The organism is Pseudoalteromonas sp. A757, from assembly GCF_004103285.1.
Taxonomy (GTDB): domain Bacteria; phylum Pseudomonadota; class Gammaproteobacteria; order Enterobacterales; family Alteromonadaceae; genus Pseudoalteromonas; species Pseudoalteromonas galatheae.
The window spans coordinates 201,989-217,613 of the sequence record NZ_QNQN01000070.1; the positions used below are offsets into that span (position 1 = coordinate 201,989).

At 40.3% G+C, this 15,625-nt stretch carries 11 protein-coding genes and 1 pseudogene; 4 read left to right on the forward strand and 8 right to left on the reverse strand.

Annotated elements, in window-relative coordinates; all coding sequences use genetic code 11:
• Positions 1 to 177 precede the first annotated feature (177 nt).
• The 3 genes from DRB05_RS13880 to DRB05_RS13890 all read right to left on the reverse strand — a co-directional run bounded on the left by DRB05_RS13880 (position 178) and on the right by DRB05_RS13890 (position 4,025).
• Positions 178 to 930, reverse strand: a complete 753-nt coding sequence (locus DRB05_RS13880; protein WP_128727482.1) for a type 1 glutamine amidotransferase domain-containing protein — start codon at positions 928 to 930, stop codon at positions 178 to 180.
• Positions 931 to 1,207: 277 nt separating this feature from the next.
• Entirely contained in the window at positions 1,208 to 3,112 is a 1,905-nt protein-coding gene (locus DRB05_RS13885; protein WP_128727483.1) for a S9 family peptidase, read from the reverse strand.
• Positions 3,113 to 3,233: 121 nt separating this feature from the next.
• Positions 3,234 to 4,025 carry an AraC family transcriptional regulator gene (locus DRB05_RS13890; RefSeq protein WP_128727484.1) on the reverse strand — a complete coding sequence of 264 codons (792 nt, stop codon included), beginning with the start codon at positions 4,023 to 4,025 and terminating at the stop codon, positions 3,234 to 3,236.
• 98 nt (positions 4,026 to 4,123) lie between these two features.
• Here DRB05_RS13890 and DRB05_RS13895 point away from each other — a divergent pair, with 98 nt between their 5' ends.
• Both DRB05_RS13895 and DRB05_RS13900 read left to right on the forward strand, forming a co-directional pair.
• A complete protein-coding gene (locus DRB05_RS13895) occupies positions 4,124 to 4,840 on the forward strand; it encodes a type 1 glutamine amidotransferase (RefSeq protein WP_128727485.1) in 717 nt (238 codons plus the stop codon).
• A 386-nt stretch (positions 4,841 to 5,226) separates the two neighbouring features.
• Positions 5,227 to 5,718, forward strand: coding sequence for a hypothetical protein (locus DRB05_RS13900; RefSeq protein ID WP_128727486.1), 492 nt, complete (start codon positions 5,227 to 5,229; stop codon positions 5,716 to 5,718).
• Between the two features lie 159 nt (positions 5,719 to 5,877).
• On the opposite strand, the gene DRB05_RS13905 is transcribed toward DRB05_RS13900, so the two are convergent.
• Positions 5,878 to 6,654, reverse strand: a complete 777-nt coding sequence (locus tag DRB05_RS13905; protein ID WP_128727487.1) for a complement resistance protein TraT — start codon at positions 6,652 to 6,654, stop codon at positions 5,878 to 5,880.
• Positions 6,655 to 6,810: 156 nt separating this feature from the next.
• Between DRB05_RS13905 and DRB05_RS13910 the strand changes: the two genes are divergently transcribed.
• Complete coding sequence (locus DRB05_RS13910) at positions 6,811 to 10,911, forward strand: VWD domain-containing protein (protein WP_161568692.1); 4,101 nt, start codon at positions 6,811 to 6,813, stop codon at positions 10,909 to 10,911.
• Between the two features lie 390 nt (positions 10,912 to 11,301).
• On the opposite strand, the gene DRB05_RS13915 is transcribed toward DRB05_RS13910, so the two are convergent.
• Positions 11,302 to 11,676, reverse strand: a complete 375-nt coding sequence (locus tag DRB05_RS13915; protein WP_128727489.1) for a hypothetical protein — start codon at positions 11,674 to 11,676, stop codon at positions 11,302 to 11,304.
• Positions 11,677 to 11,824: 148 nt separating this feature from the next.
• On the opposite strand from DRB05_RS13915, the pseudogene DRB05_RS13920 reads away from it, so the two are divergent.
• Positions 11,825 to 12,053: pseudogene (locus DRB05_RS13920) on the forward strand (IS110 family transposase); the annotation flags it as partial.
• 17 nt (positions 12,054 to 12,070) lie between these two features.
• On the opposite strand, the gene DRB05_RS13925 reads toward DRB05_RS13920, so the two are convergent.
• The 3 genes from DRB05_RS13925 to DRB05_RS13935 form a co-directional block, all read right to left on the reverse strand.
• On the reverse strand, positions 12,071 to 12,817 hold the full coding sequence (locus tag DRB05_RS13925) for an autoinducer binding domain-containing protein (protein ID WP_099032015.1): 747 nt from the start codon (positions 12,815 to 12,817) through the stop codon (positions 12,071 to 12,073).
• 10 nt (positions 12,818 to 12,827) lie between these two features.
• A complete protein-coding gene (locus DRB05_RS13930) occupies positions 12,828 to 14,066 on the reverse strand; it encodes a class I SAM-dependent methyltransferase (RefSeq protein ID WP_128727490.1) in 1,239 nt (412 codons plus the stop codon).
• Between the two features lie 567 nt (positions 14,067 to 14,633).
• Positions 14,634 to 15,620 (reverse strand): Calx-beta domain-containing protein, encoded by a 987-nt coding sequence (locus DRB05_RS13935; RefSeq protein ID WP_128727491.1) that lies wholly within the window; start codon positions 15,618 to 15,620, stop codon positions 14,634 to 14,636.
• Positions 15,621 to 15,625 lie beyond the last annotated feature (5 nt).

Below are 15,625 nucleotides of genomic sequence, written 5' to 3' on the forward strand. Positions count from 1 at the left end.
GCCTCCTATTTGAACACACTACAATTCGGATACTATCTGAAACGAAAACCAAAAAGATAAACCGACTTATTTATGCTAGCCTCTTGTCAGTCCGCCTTCTGCTTGGTGGCAAGAACTTAACGTAACATAGGCTTATATCCCCTTGGTTTACAAATGATTATGATGTGTTGGAGCTAGTTACCTTCTATCTAACTTTGCGATAATTTTCTCTGCAAGTAATGTGGCTGATGCAGGGTTTTGTCCGGTAATTAACTGCCCATCTTCGATTACATTGGTCTGCCATGCAGCTGCTGAAGAGTAAATACCACCACGTTCGATAAGCCGGTTTTGCAATAGGAATGGGACGATATCCGTTGTTCCTAAATCACTTTCCTCTTGATTGCTAAACCCTGTAACCTGCTTGCCTTTAACTAAATAGTCTCCGTTCGCAAGCTTAACATTCGTGATCGCTGCTACACCATGACAAACAGCAGCAAGTACTCCATTTTTATTTAAAATATCGGAAGCGACACGCGCAACATCACGATTGTCAGGGAAATCCCACATAGGCCCAGATCCGCCACTAAAAATTACCGCATCATAATCATTTGCATCTATTTTATTTAGTGGAATGGTATTTATCACCTTATTAATCAACTCTGCGTCATTTAAAAAAACTTGATGATAACTATCAGGCTCTGTCAGTGCTCTCGCATCTATTGGGGCAAAACCGCCTTTGATGCTTGCAATATCAACTTTGATGTTGGCCTTTTTTAGACGGTAATACGGATGCGTTAGCTCAGGGAGCCAAAACCCTGTTTTTCGACCAGTATCTCCTAGTTGGTCGTGGCTGGTAAGAACAATTAATACACGGTGGTCATCCGATGTTTTTGCCAATGGGGGAAAAGAAAAAGTAGCTAAAATAAAAATTAAAAATAACCGTTTAATCATGAGTAAATCACCTTAATTGTGTAAAGTGACTACAATGTATCGCGCCTCAACGCTTGCTTCATTTACATAGGTTGATTATGGCTTAGAAGTTGAAGCAACTTGCTTCGCATCGGTGGGTTCAGCTTTGACACCGTCATAAATAACCAAGCCCGTTGTCTTGCCAATCGAACAATATTGCTTTGGCGATCAATTTTTGTTTCGGAATAACAACGGCTAGAAAGCGAGTTGTTATTCCGTGCTCAATGCAGCTACTCAATAAAGATGCTAATTACAGCAATTATAAGGTTTCTTCTAACCACTTGAAGAATTCACGCTGCCATACTATCCCATTTTGCGGTGTCAGTACCCAGTGGTTTTCTTCAGGGAAATAAAGGAAACGACTCTTCAAGCCACGAAGTTTTGCGGCTTGGAAAGCTTGCATCCCTTGGCTCAGCGGTACACGGTAGTCTTTACCACCATGGATCACGAACATCGGCGCATCCCACTTATCCACATAGCTGATTGGGTTAAACTGATTGTATGCTTTGCTAATGGCCGCATTGTTTTGCTCCCAGTACGCGCCACCCAATTCGTTGTTCACAAAGAACATTTCTTCGGTTGTGCCGTACATACTGCGCAAATCAAAAATGCCGCAGTGCGCGATAAAGGTTTTAAAACGACCATCGTGGTTACCAGCTAAGTAAAACGCAGAGTAACCACCAAAGCTGGCACCAACTGCCGCGATACGTTTGTTGTCAACATATGACTCTTTCGCAACATCGTCGATTGCATCAAGGTAGTCCTGCATCGCCTTACCACCCCAGTCTTGGCTGATATCTTTGTTCCACTTCACGCCGTGCCCTGGCATACCACGACGGTTTGGCGCAACCACAATATACCCTTGTGAAGCCATCACTTGGAAGTTCCAGCGGAAGGAGTAAAACTGTGATAACGGTGCTTGTGGGCCACCTTGAAGATATAATAGCGTTGGATATTGCTTGCGTTTATCAAAATTAGGCGGGTAAATAACCCAAGTTAGCATGTCTTCGCCGTCTTTTGTCTTCACCATTCGTTTTTCAACGTGAGGTAAATCCAAATCAGCATAAAGCGCTTCATTCACATTTGTCAGCGCAACAAGCTTTTTGCTATTCAGATCAAAGCGGAAGATCTCTTTTGCTTGATTCATGCTATTGCGAGTAACAACTAACTGATCGTCTAGAGCCGCTACAATGCTATTAACATCAAACATACCCTTGGTTAGCTGTTTAATTTTTGGTTTGGCTTTGGTTTTGGTGTTCACCGCTACTTGAAATAGCTGGATTGTGCCGTCAACTGGTGCAATAAAATAAATATGCTTACCATCATGACCCCATTCAAAACTGCTTACCGTGCCGTCCCAATGCGCAGTTAAGTTGACTTCTCTGTCACCCTGCTTAACGATGATGTCATTCTTATCCGCCTCGTTACCGGGCTCATCCATACGTAAGAAAGCCAGCAGCCCTGTGGATGAGAACTCTGGGCTTTTATCATAACCCAAGTTTTGCTCGGTTAGGTTGGTGGTTTTCTTGCTGGCTAAGTTATAACGATAAATATCCGTGTTGGTACTGCTAGCATATTCTGCGCCAGTCAGCTTTTTACTGACATAGTAGATATTTTCACCTTTTGGACCCCAAACATAATCGCTTGAACCACCAAATGGTGACGTCGGACTATCAAAAGGCATCCCTTTCATGATGTCGACTTTTTCTTCTGTGATTAGATCCTGATAAAACACATGCTTAACACTGCCGTCTTTCCAGGTATCCCAATGGCGGTAGTTTAAATCATCAAACACGTAAGCATTGGCTTTCGTAAGCGCTTTATGTCTATCCGTGGCCAGCACAGCTTCAACATTTACAGTATCATGAAATAGTTTTTTGCTGCCATCAGGCGAAATATTATCGTCTGACAATATCCCTTGATACGCGCTTATAAGTCGAGACGCCCCACCCTTTAACGGCACTTGATAGACTTTGCTATCAAAGTCATCATTTTCAACGTTTGGCGTCGTAACTCTATAAATCACATGGGTGTTGTCTTTAGATAATCCAAGCGCACTCACGCGCTTTACTTGCAAAAGCTTGTCAGGAGTCATTACCTCTTTGGCAACCAACCCAAAACTTGGTGCTAATCCTAAGCTAGCACATAAAAGAATTCGCAACATCGCGAAATGCCTCCAATAATCAAATCTCACCTAGACTACATAAACCCGACAGAACTTAAAAGCATTCGCGATAAGATACTTTCTTCTCTAGTGCAAGTCGCGAGCAAGCGGTATAAGTTGATCAAAATAAATTTACGTTGTGCTGTAAGTTGGCAATTCGGTACTTTCTCGGTGTTTGGTTGAACAATTTCTTAAACGCTTGCACAAACGCTGAGTCAGAAGCGTACCCCAACTCGATAGCAATTTCTTGTATACTCTTTTGCGACCCTAACAATTGCAAAGATAAAACTAACCTTACATTTTGTCTCCACTGTGAAAATGATTGAGAAAACTCTCTTGAGCACAATCGCGACAAAGTGCGCTCAGAAGCGCCCACTTTTGTTGCCCACTCCTTTAACGTAAATGGCAGATCCGGTTGCTCTTTAAGCTGTAAGAAGATGGATAAAAGGCGTTTATCGGTAGGTATTAGTAGGGGTATTTCATAACGGTTTGCGATCTCGATCTGATCTCGCAATACGGTTAGCAAATGTGTGATATTGGACTCTGCTTGAGTGAGCGTCTCGTTTTCAAATAAAAGCAGTATTAATGCTTTTATAAATGGCGTTACCAGACAGGATTTTGGTTTGTCTCCATACTGAACATATTTGTCGGGATTAAGGTAAATCGCCAAAAACTGTGTATCTGTAATCGCTATGGATTTATGCACTGTATTTGCGGGTATGTAGAGCATACCATTGTGAGGTACGATCCCGCTTTTATCCCCGATACTTGATTGCAGCAGCCCCTGCAAAGGAAACACAATTTGATGCCACGAATGTGAGTGAAAGTCATCAATATAGCCAGAAGCCATATTAATCGTTTTAGTTACGATTTGTTTATCAGAAGAACCTTTGATGAGGTCATTAGCTTGCATCTTGGCGACTTATCAACATTAAACGTCTGTTAGTATAAATTACGCCATCCGAATTTAGTATACCATCTACAGCCTATCGCAAATTAAAAGGCACAAAGATGCATATTCACTTTATCGTTCATGAACATTTTGAAGCGCCCGGCGCCTATGAATCTTGGGCAAATAAACGCGGCCATACCATTACCTACTCACGAGTTTATCAAGGAGAACCGCTCCCAAAAAGTATCGAAGGCTTAGATTTCTTGATTGTCATGGGAGGACCTCAAGCTCCGTCAACAACTATTGAGCAATGCCCGCACTTCGATGCAAAAGGTGAGCAAGAAGTCATCTTGAACTCAATTACCGCCGGAAAAGTTGTGCTTGGCATATGCCTAGGGTCGCAACTCATTGGTGAAGCGTTAGGTGCAACATTTGAACCTAGCCCTGAACGTGAAATCGGAAAGTACCCGATAACCTTGACGGAAGCTGGGATGACACACCCACTATTTAGTCATTTTGGAAAAGTGTTGGATGTCGGTCATTGGCATAATGATATGCCAGGGCTCACCAATGGTTCACAAGTGATTGCATATAGCGAAGGATGCCCAAGGCAAATTGTCGCCTACCGCGACTTAGTATACGGTTTTCAGTGCCATATGGAATTTACCAAAGATATCGTCGCATTACTGATTGAAAATGACGATCTCAATGACGCTTTACTGTATCGATTTGTAGATGAGCCAGAAGTTTTACTGAGTCATAACTATGACGAAATGAACCAAAAACTGTATGATTTTTTAGATAAGTTAGAAAGCTTCTATAAATCACAGCCCTGAGTGTTAATCATATTATTTAACCTGAGGTTTGGGACTTGGGGCTAACTCAAATACCCACCATAATTCGCATCTATGTTATGGTGGGTGTCCTTTATCTGTACTTATAAAATATAATTGCTTATCCAGCCAAATTTAGGTGTAATGAGCACATAATAAACACTGAGCGATGCAGGGAAAGCTTAATTAATAATAGATTAGCTGTTCAAACTAGCAAAGAGCGCTAAAGCCTCCAAAAAGCCTATTTTTTCTAAGTAAGCCCACAGCATAAACGACACCAACTCTGACGCACCGAGCAGGTAGCGGCTCAGTCCGACCAGCGATTATGCAACACAAACTGCGTGTCGCATAAATACTAAAATGTTATACAACTACGGATAGCCCAGAGTATGCCCAATCCATTTATTCCTGAATCGTTTAAGCCTCCGACGTTCTTTGATAGTGAAAATTTTCACTTCAGAGTGCTTGAAGAAGAAGTTGCTGAGTTAGACTTTGAAGCAGTAATGTCCAGTCAAAAAAGACTACAAGGAATATTTGGCCCTGAAACTGAGTGGCCTAAAGTTAATATGACCCTCGAAGAAAATATAGAAAGCTTAAAAATTCATAAACAAGAATTTGAATCAAGGGATGCTTTTGCATATTCCATATTTAACAATTCAAAGGAAAAATGCCTAGGCTCTGTTTATATAGATCCAAGCCGATCACTAAATTATGACTGCGAAGTCTACTTGTGGATTCGAGATGATAGTATTGCGTTAGAAAAAATACTTTATCAGACTGTCTTAAATTGGCTTCAATCAGTGTGGCCTTTCTCAAAAATAGCATTACCGGGCAAGTCGATTTCATGGAAAGATTGGACTCATGAGTTAAAAGCTGTATAACAAGCCAATCGAGCACTAACACAGACCCCCATCACAATTTGCATCTATATTATGACGGGTGTCTGCTATTCGCTATAACCGTTAAAAATAAATGGAAACATAGTATTGGCACGATACTTCCACCCTAGTACTATATTTTCAATATTACCGCACACCTAGCTACAACAGGCCCGAAATAGAATTTACTAAACCTTGGACTAGCCTAGGTCGAGCCTCAACGAATTCCAGATTTACTTTATTCGCTGTAGATACGATCCGTGTTTGATACTTTTTACGGTCAGTCACTTCGTTTGAAGTCACCGATTTATAGCCTGAGTTACCTTGCTTTAGCTTAGCTCTATTTCCTTCTTGTACTTCAACACCAGATTTCGCGCGCTCAGAAACCTGTAAGTCAGTAACAATATTAAAATAAACGTCTTCCACCATTGCATCAGCAACAAAGCCTGCAGCTGCACCAAGCAAGCCTGCAGCTGCTTGTCCTCGACCACTACCAAACTGAACACCAACAATAGCACCCGCTACAGCCCCACCATAGCCTTGGGCTAAAATTCCTCGATTTTCATCAGCGGTCGTTCTGCCAGCTTTGAGAATATTCGCTTGGATCCAAAAGTGCGCTGCATCTGGGTCATTAACAACCTTGTAGCCTTTTGAAAGTAATGCAGTTTGTATCTCGTTAGCGATGACTAAATCCTGCTTATCCGATGTATTTCTGAGTTGTAAAAACACTGTACGCTTGTCTTGACTGACTGGGTCAAGAAATATAGAGTCGCTCATTTTAGTTTCAACTCTTAAATCTCGCTTTTTCACCGCAGTGTGCATCGCATTACAACCAACTAATTGCATCACTAGAAAAAATGAGCATAGCGTAAAAATCAATTTCCAAGCACCGAATTTAGGTGTCGAAATAAAATGTTGTGATATAGTGCCGTGTTCCATGTCCATAAACCCTTCATTTTTGTTAACACCTAGATAACTTATTCAATGAATCAATACTGAACAAGGTGGAAATTTCGACCCTGTTTCATGCAGACTTTTTCACGCATTCTTATTTTTCAAAGCAACTTGCTCTCGCTTAAATACATAAGGATGGTTATGGATCTGCATAAATGCATTCCTCTACGCACAACCCTAATTACGTTGTTAACAGGCGCTTTAGTCGCATGCAGTGGGGACTCAGATAACGATATAAATAAGCCAACAAACAGCCTACCGATTGCTCAAGCAGGAGAACATCAAACGGTCGATGAAAAGGCAACCGTCACGTTACGCGGTAGTGGCACGGATAACGATGGGGTGATTAAAAGCTATCAATGGCAGCAACTGTCAGGCCCCCCTGTTTTGTTATTGGACCAAAGTAACGCAATTTCCTCATTCGTGGCTCCAGATGTCACAGAAAACGAGGAGTTAAGCTTCGAATTAACCGTTATTGATGATGAGGGAGGAAGTGCTACTGATCAGGTAGTTGTCACCGTAAACAACCTGAACAACATAACGATTCAATTGCAAGTACCTCAGAGCATCGCGAAAGGATCGTGGGCACAATTAAAAGCGGATATATCAAGTGCCGTTGAAATTGACAGCATCGTATGGGAAGAATCAACAGATATAGTTCTTAACATTGATAATGATAAACCTGATTTTGCTTCACTAAAAATCCCTGAAGACTACACTGGAGATAACCTTGAGTTTACAGTCACAGCCTCAGATAAATCAGGCTACTCTACCTCTGCAAGCGCCCATGTGGCAGTTGCTGAAGCAATAGATTTTGTTGACTACACAGGTGATCATGACGAGCAACCGCTTGAAGATGCTGAAGTCATCGCGACATTAGACCCGAGCAGCGAATTGAAGCCAGCAACAAGAGGCGTTGACGGTTACACGACCTTCATCGTTGATGGCCAATCGGGAGTAGAAATTACCCCGGAGATGGGTAGACTCACAATCACCGCAGGTGCGTTAAGCGACATACAAGTCGGTGATATTATAGTCGGTGTCACCGCTGATGATGACACCGGGTTTATGCGTGAGGTTCTTGATATTAATGGTAATGTTTTAACTACTTCCCATGCACCATTACACAAAGCTTTTCCAGATGCTGACGTTAAACTAGACCTTGTTATAACGAACCAAGCTGCAACACTTAATCAGTCGGTTTCAACTGCTAGTAATACGGTACAGTCAAGTGTAGATATTCCTATCTTAACGTTCTCAAGAACACTGCAGCAAAAACTAAGCCCTGAGGTCACGTCAGTTGTAGAACTCGAGATGAACTCAAGCGCTACAATTGGGATAGAGTTTTCAATTATTCGAGGTGAAGTAACTCACTTTTCTACAATTGCTCAAGCAGATTATCTAACTAAGACCTACCTTAATGCTGACTATGAATATCAAGGCAGTCTGAGCAAAAGCAAAGTATTCAACCCTATAGTCAACAAAAACATAAAGCTGTTTGTTGGACCAATACCTTTGTTTTTGAACGTTAAACTACATCCGCAACTAGGTGCTTACTTGGGCGTCGCAGGTGAAGCCCATTTAAAAATGGGTATTAGTGCTTCAGGAGAGTATAAAACCGGATTCAAATATCAAAACGACAAACTGAGCCCAGTTAACAGCTTTGTACCCGTCATATCTCAAATTGGACCTGAATACCAACTATCAGGTGAAACATCAGCAAAAGTAGAAGCCGAACTACAGTTTATGCTTTCTGCTTATGAGTTATCTGTCGCATTACCTTTTGGTAATAAAATAGAGTTAGATGGCCCAGGAGCAGGATTAGCAATGGGGCCATATGCTGAATATATCGCAACTGCAGTACTTAACAATACACAACAGACAGTCAAATGCAGCTTAGCGCTATCATTAGGTTTAGGTGTTGATGCCAATTTAGATTATGGATTTGTTGGAGATATTCTTGGCTTAACCAACGAAGAAAAAAACAAAAATATTCCTCTTTACGATTTTAATCGACCAATTTGGAGCTCTGAAGTTTGCCCATTTGAGACTCAATTCAATACGCTTACAGGTGCTATTTCCGATGTTGACGGCAGCCCCATAACGGGTGCTGATGTTTCACTAACAAGCGTTAGCACTGGGCTTTCTCAACAATTATCATCCGATACCAGTGGCGCCTTTAGTTCTTCACCACTCGCGGTTGGTGATTATCATGTCATCGCTTCTAAATCGGGTTTTCAACCAGAGCGCATTACAATCACCGTTACCGAGGACACCAACCAACCAGTTCAATTAATTCTGCTCAGTGGTGAGCCCGTAGATGATAGCAACCCAATTGACGACAACCTAGGCAACCCGCGCAAACAAGCTCGTGTCACAGGAGACCCAAATTTACGTACGTTTGACGGCTTAAACTATGGATTTAATGGTGTTGGTGAGTATATCTTAGCCAAGTCCAATATCGACTCTTTTGAGATTCAGGGCCGTTATGTCGCAGTCCCTGGCAATCAACATGTGTCTTTCAATGCCGCTGTCGCCGCAAATGTAGCAGGAATAAGAGTCACCTTTTACCCAAATGATGAAGGCCTTGCCGTGCTTATTGATGGTCAATTACAAACATTGAATAACGGTGCTCGTGAGCTTCCTAATCAAGCAAGTATCTTTAAACAAAATAATCGTCATTACGAAATAACTTGGCCAGACACCTCATTACTAAAGGTGTATAGACGGGGTGAGTTTGTCGAGACAGAAGTGCTTTTACCAAACTCTCGTGCGGGCAGCGTTAATGGATTACTTGGATACTTTGATGGCAACGTCGACAATGACTTAACGGATGCTAACGGCAAGCAAATTGAAGACAAAGGTAACTTTAATCAACTTTATGATATTTATGGTAATAGTTGGCGTGTAACATCCGAATCCTCTTTGTTCGACTACTTCAATGATGAGACTCCTGAAAGCTTCGTTGACCTTAACTTTCCACGGACATTGTTAACTCAAGCGAGGTTAGAGGCACAAATTGGTAGTGCGGAATATCAACGGGTTAAAGAAGTGTGCCAAAAGTATGTAAGCATAAAAAGCAGGCTTGAAGCATGCATCATAGATGTTGCTTTAACAGGAAACGAAAGCGATTTAAGCGCTTATCGCGCAATTTCCGAGCCAACATCTGAGTTAACATTAAAAGTTCCACCACAAATCACAGTATTGTCTCCAACACCTGGCGCAATTTTGAGTAGTAACATCTTAATAGAAGGCAAGATTGAAACAGTTCAATCAAGTATCGCCAAATTATTTATTTCTATAAATGGAGAGGCTAAAAGAGACATTAGCTTTGCGCTTAATAGTGGCAGTTTCGCACTCACTCAACCAGCGGAGTCTTTTGTTCAAGGTGAAAACAACATTATACTCTTTGCGACAGATAGTAAGGGGAGCCGAGCTAATTCAATTATTGGCTTTACGTTTGACAGTAACGTCGCACCTGCAGCTGGTGGAGATTTAATTGTATTCAATGATGTCAATATTCTAGATAATGAACGGATTTACAAAGCTGATAACACACAGTTTGCGAAAAACCTAGCCAGTTTTTCAGGAAACAGCCTCCGTGCCCGAGGTTCTAAAATAGTCCTAGATCGATCTCATGATTCTCGCTGCAGTTGGTCATGCCAATCTATTAATTACCTGTACAGTACTTGGGAAGATTTAGGCTTTGAAGTTATTACATATCAGTCTCTAGAAGATTGGGATCTTGATGACCCACAAATAAAACTTATCGTACTCTGGACTCCACTTAACTCATATTCTCCGGATGAAGTCAGTCGCTTAAAACAATTTGCTGCGCAGGGGGGAAGAATTGTATTTGTCGGTGAGCACGAGCTGTTCTATGGACTAAAAGGCATTGAAGTTGAAAACAACTTCCTTATCAGTATGGGGGCATTTATGCGTAACATTGGAAAAGATGTATACGGCGGCGACCACTATTTTGATGTCAGTGAAGATAACCAACATCAAACAGTTCAGAATGTAGAAACTTTAGTGTTCAACAGAGTATCACTACTCTCTCTCGGTCCAAACGACTACCCCTTGGTGAAAAGTGCCGATGGTTTAGATGTAATCGCAGGAGTTGCACGTATTGATATCAATAATCAACCCAATGAACGCCAACAGTATTACTTTATGCTACACCAGAGTAATAAGCCCAAAAACCCGCCATCACCTATCGTAAGTGATCGCTCAACAAACTAAAAATAAAGCAGGCCCACTCATGCACAATTTGATGAGTGGGCCATAAAATCTAGCCCGAGTTGACTTAATTAGAGACCACAACTAAACCACCTGACGTTAATAAACCAGAATAACAGGGCTAAATTAAACTTGGCTGTTGTATGTGTGTCACACTCGGCGGTTCAACAGCAACTTAATATCTTAAATCTAATTACGATAGCGGACGTTCGCCTAACTCGTATTTGGACAGAAATGAGCTATGTCGTCGGCTATATTAGGTGAATTTCGCATAAGAATTCTATGGACTAACGCCCTACTATCAGGCAGATAAAGCTTGGCTAAAATTGTGTAGCTAAGCGGAGCCAAACAAGCTGTTAGCAGTCCCGAATTGAGAGACTTGCTAGAGTATTTTTAACCAAAGCTTAATGTTCCGATAACAGCCGTTCCAGAAGCTATTATGAAACCGAACGAGGTATTTGTTAACTTACCAGCTTTTTTGGCTCTATCAGAATCGTTTGAGAAAAGGTATAAAGGCAAAGAAATAATTAAAATCAAAGTTGAAATTGCTAATGAAAATATTGAAATAGCCATAGCAAGTTCAAATACTTGTTGATTGTTAACTTCTTGTATATCAACGAGGCACCCGACACATTCATTCAAAAACTTATCAAGTTCATTTTCCTGAGATAATGAATATAAGAAACCGAAAACGATTATTACTAATAAAAGAATAGTACCGAACTGCCAAGATGGCCTAATCCCAGTAAGATCTTTAATATTTCTCAAAATTTGAACTCCTTCCCAAATACTCTAACGCCAAAAGAATCGGCAGTGAAACCGGCCGGTTGCTTTTCTTGATACCTATTGAACCTTCACCCCGAAGTTTAGCGAACAGTTAAACTTCAAGACGAACAAACCAAAAGGAGAAAGCTCAATGAAATTCTATACTACTTTTCATAAATATTATTGTGGAATTGACCTCCATGCATGCATTGTTGGTATTGGGTAGTGATTTATGTGCTGAGCATGATATTGATTTTGTGCTTGGTCATGCGCTTTGCATGAAAGCTATTCACGGTGGTAAAGCCAAAAACGATAAGATTGACTCTTATAAAATCGCTAGTCTATTGCGTGGTGGCAACTTCCCGCTGGCTTACAGATATGAAATACTAGCGTTAAATCAACTAAAGTAGTGCCCTAGCGAATAAAGCAATTTATCTTTTGGAACATTTCCATGCTTTTTTCTAAATTTATCAATTACTTTTGCAGCGTAGCGATAGGTTATTCCAATATGATCTTCAATTTGCTTCATCGGTTTCCCCGAAACCAAGTATCGCATCACTTGACGCTCTGTATCGCTCATTTTTATATAATTGTCGTATAACTCAGCAACTAAGTTTGGATCTGAGAAAATTTTGCTGTTCAACGCTGAGCAAAATAATCCGATTTGTTCTTCATTTTCCTGTACGAGGTGATTAAAGTCTTTATCACTTAAATTGCTATACAAAGTAACACAAGCGTAGCCTCTGTGGTCGCACATGAGCGGGACGACAAAACCGTTATTGAGACCAAATTCGTTTTTTGCATGGGTCAAGGTAGCAACTTGTAACTCTGTGGGGTTGAAACCATGTAGGTCCCGCCACCAGTTTATTGGATCTCGATGACCAGCAAGTATTTTAGCTACGAAGATATCTGTCTCAGGCTTAAAAATTTCATTTTCTTGATAGTACTTTAAATAATCCAGAGGGGCGTTTTCGGTGGCGAGTATGATAGGCATTTGGTTCAAGTGTTTAACAAATTCATGGCTTGGCAAAAAACCATAAATTGCGCTATCAAATCCGATATGTGAGATGGCACGATAAAAACTTGCAGTGTATTCTGCTTGATTCGAAGCATTCAACAAATCGACTAGATCTTGATAGCGCATTTTTATTTTCCTACTTTTTAGCTACGATTAAATTCATTGCACCATGAAAGTGAGTGCAATCTCTGTTTGTTACAGACAGTCCAGCTTGTTCTAGCCAACCTTCAACTTTATCTAAAGTATAAAAAGAATGTTGGTATTGTGTGACAAATTGTAAGTTCAATCTCTTAAAATCTGCAACAGCAGGATTGTCTCTAAATTGCGCTTCATACAACTCAATCATCATTTCCATGTGAGATTTTGTCATGTTTTCATTGGGGTTTGCGATAATTAACAGACCACCCGGAGCAAGTAAGTTATAGCAGTGTTTAAAAACCAAAGACGGATTATCCATCGCGTAAACACTGTTTATTAATGTAATCACGTCGTATTGATGCGTATTAACAAACTCTTCTAGTTGGACATGAAATGCTTGAAATCGCTGTGGTTCTTTCAGTCTCTGCAGATTGGCGTTGGCTTTTTGCACCATATCAAGAGACGTATCTACACCGTGATAAGTAGAAACTTCACCATTAACAAAAGCGGCTAAGTTTCCATTTCCACATCCAGCATCCAGAACAACTCCTGACAAAAGCGGAGCAATTGTATTATAAAGTTCGACTTGTGGTGGAGTAATAATAGAGTCAAATGCACTACTATATTCATCCCAATGAGATTTATTCATAATTTCCCTTTTAATTAGACAATCACTCTTATTAAAGCAAGATGATAAGTTTCGATTTAGGAAGCGAAGCCCCCTTTTCTTTATTTCTTTCGTTTCAACAACTAGAGCAGATATTTTCCTATTAACCCCAATATCATAGTTGCAATCATTTTTAATCAGTATAGCGTTAAATAACTTTTTATAAAAATCAACATTCCCTCTCAGGATAAAAAACAACCGCTCGAAACCCATCTGTTGTGCTTTATCTAATAATAGGCCATAAACCACTCTGGTAATTGCGACATCTTTACTCGATATACTAAGCTGGCCGACAACTGCATCCTTTTTAGGGTCAAAGCCATCGCTTAATGATGCCCTTACTTCTTTCCAAACATCTTCATCTTCATACGCGCTGCTCAATCCAAAAGTGGCTATTGGATTATGTGGAACTTGGCTTATATCACTAAGTAGGTATAGAGAAATCCCTTTACCTAAGATTTTATCTTTGGTAACTCTGATAGCCGGAAAGTTTTCCACATAGTTTTCTTTCAACGTTTTAACTGCGACATCAATATTATTAAAATTACATGCTTCAATTTTAAAAGACATAGTAAATTCCTCTCATTCTGTTTTTAAAGGAGAGGTAAAATCTGTCTGCAGCCAGAGTTCACCTTGCATCAGGCATTTGCTTGTTTGCCCGATAGACATAAGGTTAAGGCGATAATGGCAGATGCCAGAGGCCGATATTTGGCAAAATCACAAACCAATAAGCCATTTAATATCAATAAGTTAAAAACTTCGGAAAGAAATAGGAAATAGATTAGAAAAAGGAAGGTGCTACTTGTAGCATTTGATATAAAACGATTTCAAACTAGCTCAGTATTTTTACAAACGTCAATTACAGACAACCCACTCTGCCAGCTCTTTAGCCAGCAATCGGTTTGCTTGAAAGTTTTGCAGGTAAATATTGTAGTTCGATGTAATGGTTGAACTTAAACACCTTAAGCTGAAGGCTCGTGGTATTTGAGGGTGCTTCAATGAGCTATTGCTAACTCATCGAATAATGAACAAAAGTTCTCTCGATTTTCACTTCTGTTGATGGGGAGTATGCAGCAGCGCTGAGTGCGCTGCCCATTGGCTTAGTTGAAAGTTAGCCCAATAAACAAGCAACCCAGATTAGATAACACTACCATTGTTATTTGCTTTCACTTCAAGTTTTACCACCTCACCTAACTCTTCAAGCCACTTAGGCGAGTTAGAAACTCTGGAACTCAAGTAGTCAAGTAACTGAGCTTTCATCACTGTTGTTGCTTCATATTGAGTATGAAACTGTTGTTTTTTCAGCGCTTCAAGGTGGGAGTCCAGTGCATTTCTCAAAACATTAGGATCCAAATCTAAAGCTTCATTAAACAGAATAATGTATTTTTCTCTCGCTCTTTGAATATTATCTTGAGTATCACGGTAATTCTTGACCAAGTTAGCCTTTGGGTTTTCTTTTCTTGACAAATAGTTACCAAGGATCTCAAGCTGTTTCAAATCATTCGAAAGGTCCGCAGCAAGAGCTGAAAGGTTACTTACCAAAAGGCTGCTTTTTTCCACTAAGTCTTTGTTTACTCCAGCTTCGACAATCATCACGATATGTGACGGCTGCCCTTTCACATTTTTCAGCTTAATGTAAAACATTTCATTGTTTTCATAGACATCAGAGTCAGGAATAATAGGAATATTTATTGATTTTTGCACTTCACCAGGCTGGAACTGTAAAGCAATATCAAGAGCTCGATAGTCCTCAGCTGCTTTTGCAGTACCATCTTCTGTTATCAACTCAATCTGTTGTACTAAATCAATGTTGGTTGTTCGATGAAGAGTAACTTCCACGACAGCACTAGACTCTTGAACTTCAGTCTTCACACCAGAAAAAGTAATATTTTCATATTCTTTAGGAAAGAAATATGGATAAGACAGCGCTGCTAATGTTGATAAACAAAGTACCCAACTAAAGGAAGTAACAAACGAAAAATGCCAACGCGCAAACAGTAATGGCTGAGCACAAACACCACACTTGTTGGCATATGATTTAGTAAATAACTTATGCGCCCGAGCATTACTACAGTGTTCTATATTGCTGCAATAATATTGTGCTTTTATTGGTTTAATCGACATCTACA

What these genes read in the sequence shown, in the direction of transcription:
- DRB05_RS13935 (WP_128727491.1), bottom strand. Translation starts at nt 15,620, where the DNA reads ATGTCGATTAAACCAATAAAAGCACAATATTATTGCAGCAATATAGAA.
- DRB05_RS13905 (WP_128727487.1), bottom strand. Translation starts at nt 6,654, where the DNA reads ATGGAACACGGCACTATATCACAACATTTTATTTCGACACCTAAATTC.
- DRB05_RS13880 (WP_128727482.1), bottom strand. Translation starts at nt 930, where the DNA reads ATGATTAAACGGTTATTTTTAATTTTTATTTTAGCTACTTTTTCTTTT.
- DRB05_RS13910 (WP_161568692.1), top strand. Translation starts at nt 6,811, where the DNA reads ATGGATCTGCATAAATGCATTCCTCTACGCACAACCCTAATTACGTTG.
- DRB05_RS13925 (WP_099032015.1), bottom strand. Translation starts at nt 12,817, where the DNA reads ATGCGCTATCAAGATCTAGTCGATTTGTTGAATGCTTCGAATCAAGCA.
- DRB05_RS13895 (WP_128727485.1), top strand. Translation starts at nt 4,124, where the DNA reads ATGCATATTCACTTTATCGTTCATGAACATTTTGAAGCGCCCGGCGCC.
- DRB05_RS13930 (WP_128727490.1), bottom strand. Translation starts at nt 14,066, where the DNA reads ATGTCTTTTAAAATTGAAGCATGTAATTTTAATAATATTGATGTCGCA.
- DRB05_RS13900 (WP_128727486.1), top strand. Translation starts at nt 5,227, where the DNA reads ATGCCCAATCCATTTATTCCTGAATCGTTTAAGCCTCCGACGTTCTTT.
- DRB05_RS13885 (WP_128727483.1), bottom strand. Translation starts at nt 3,112, where the DNA reads ATGTTGCGAATTCTTTTATGTGCTAGCTTAGGATTAGCACCAAGTTTT.
- DRB05_RS13890 (WP_128727484.1), bottom strand. Translation starts at nt 4,025, where the DNA reads ATGCAAGCTAATGACCTCATCAAAGGTTCTTCTGATAAACAAATCGTA.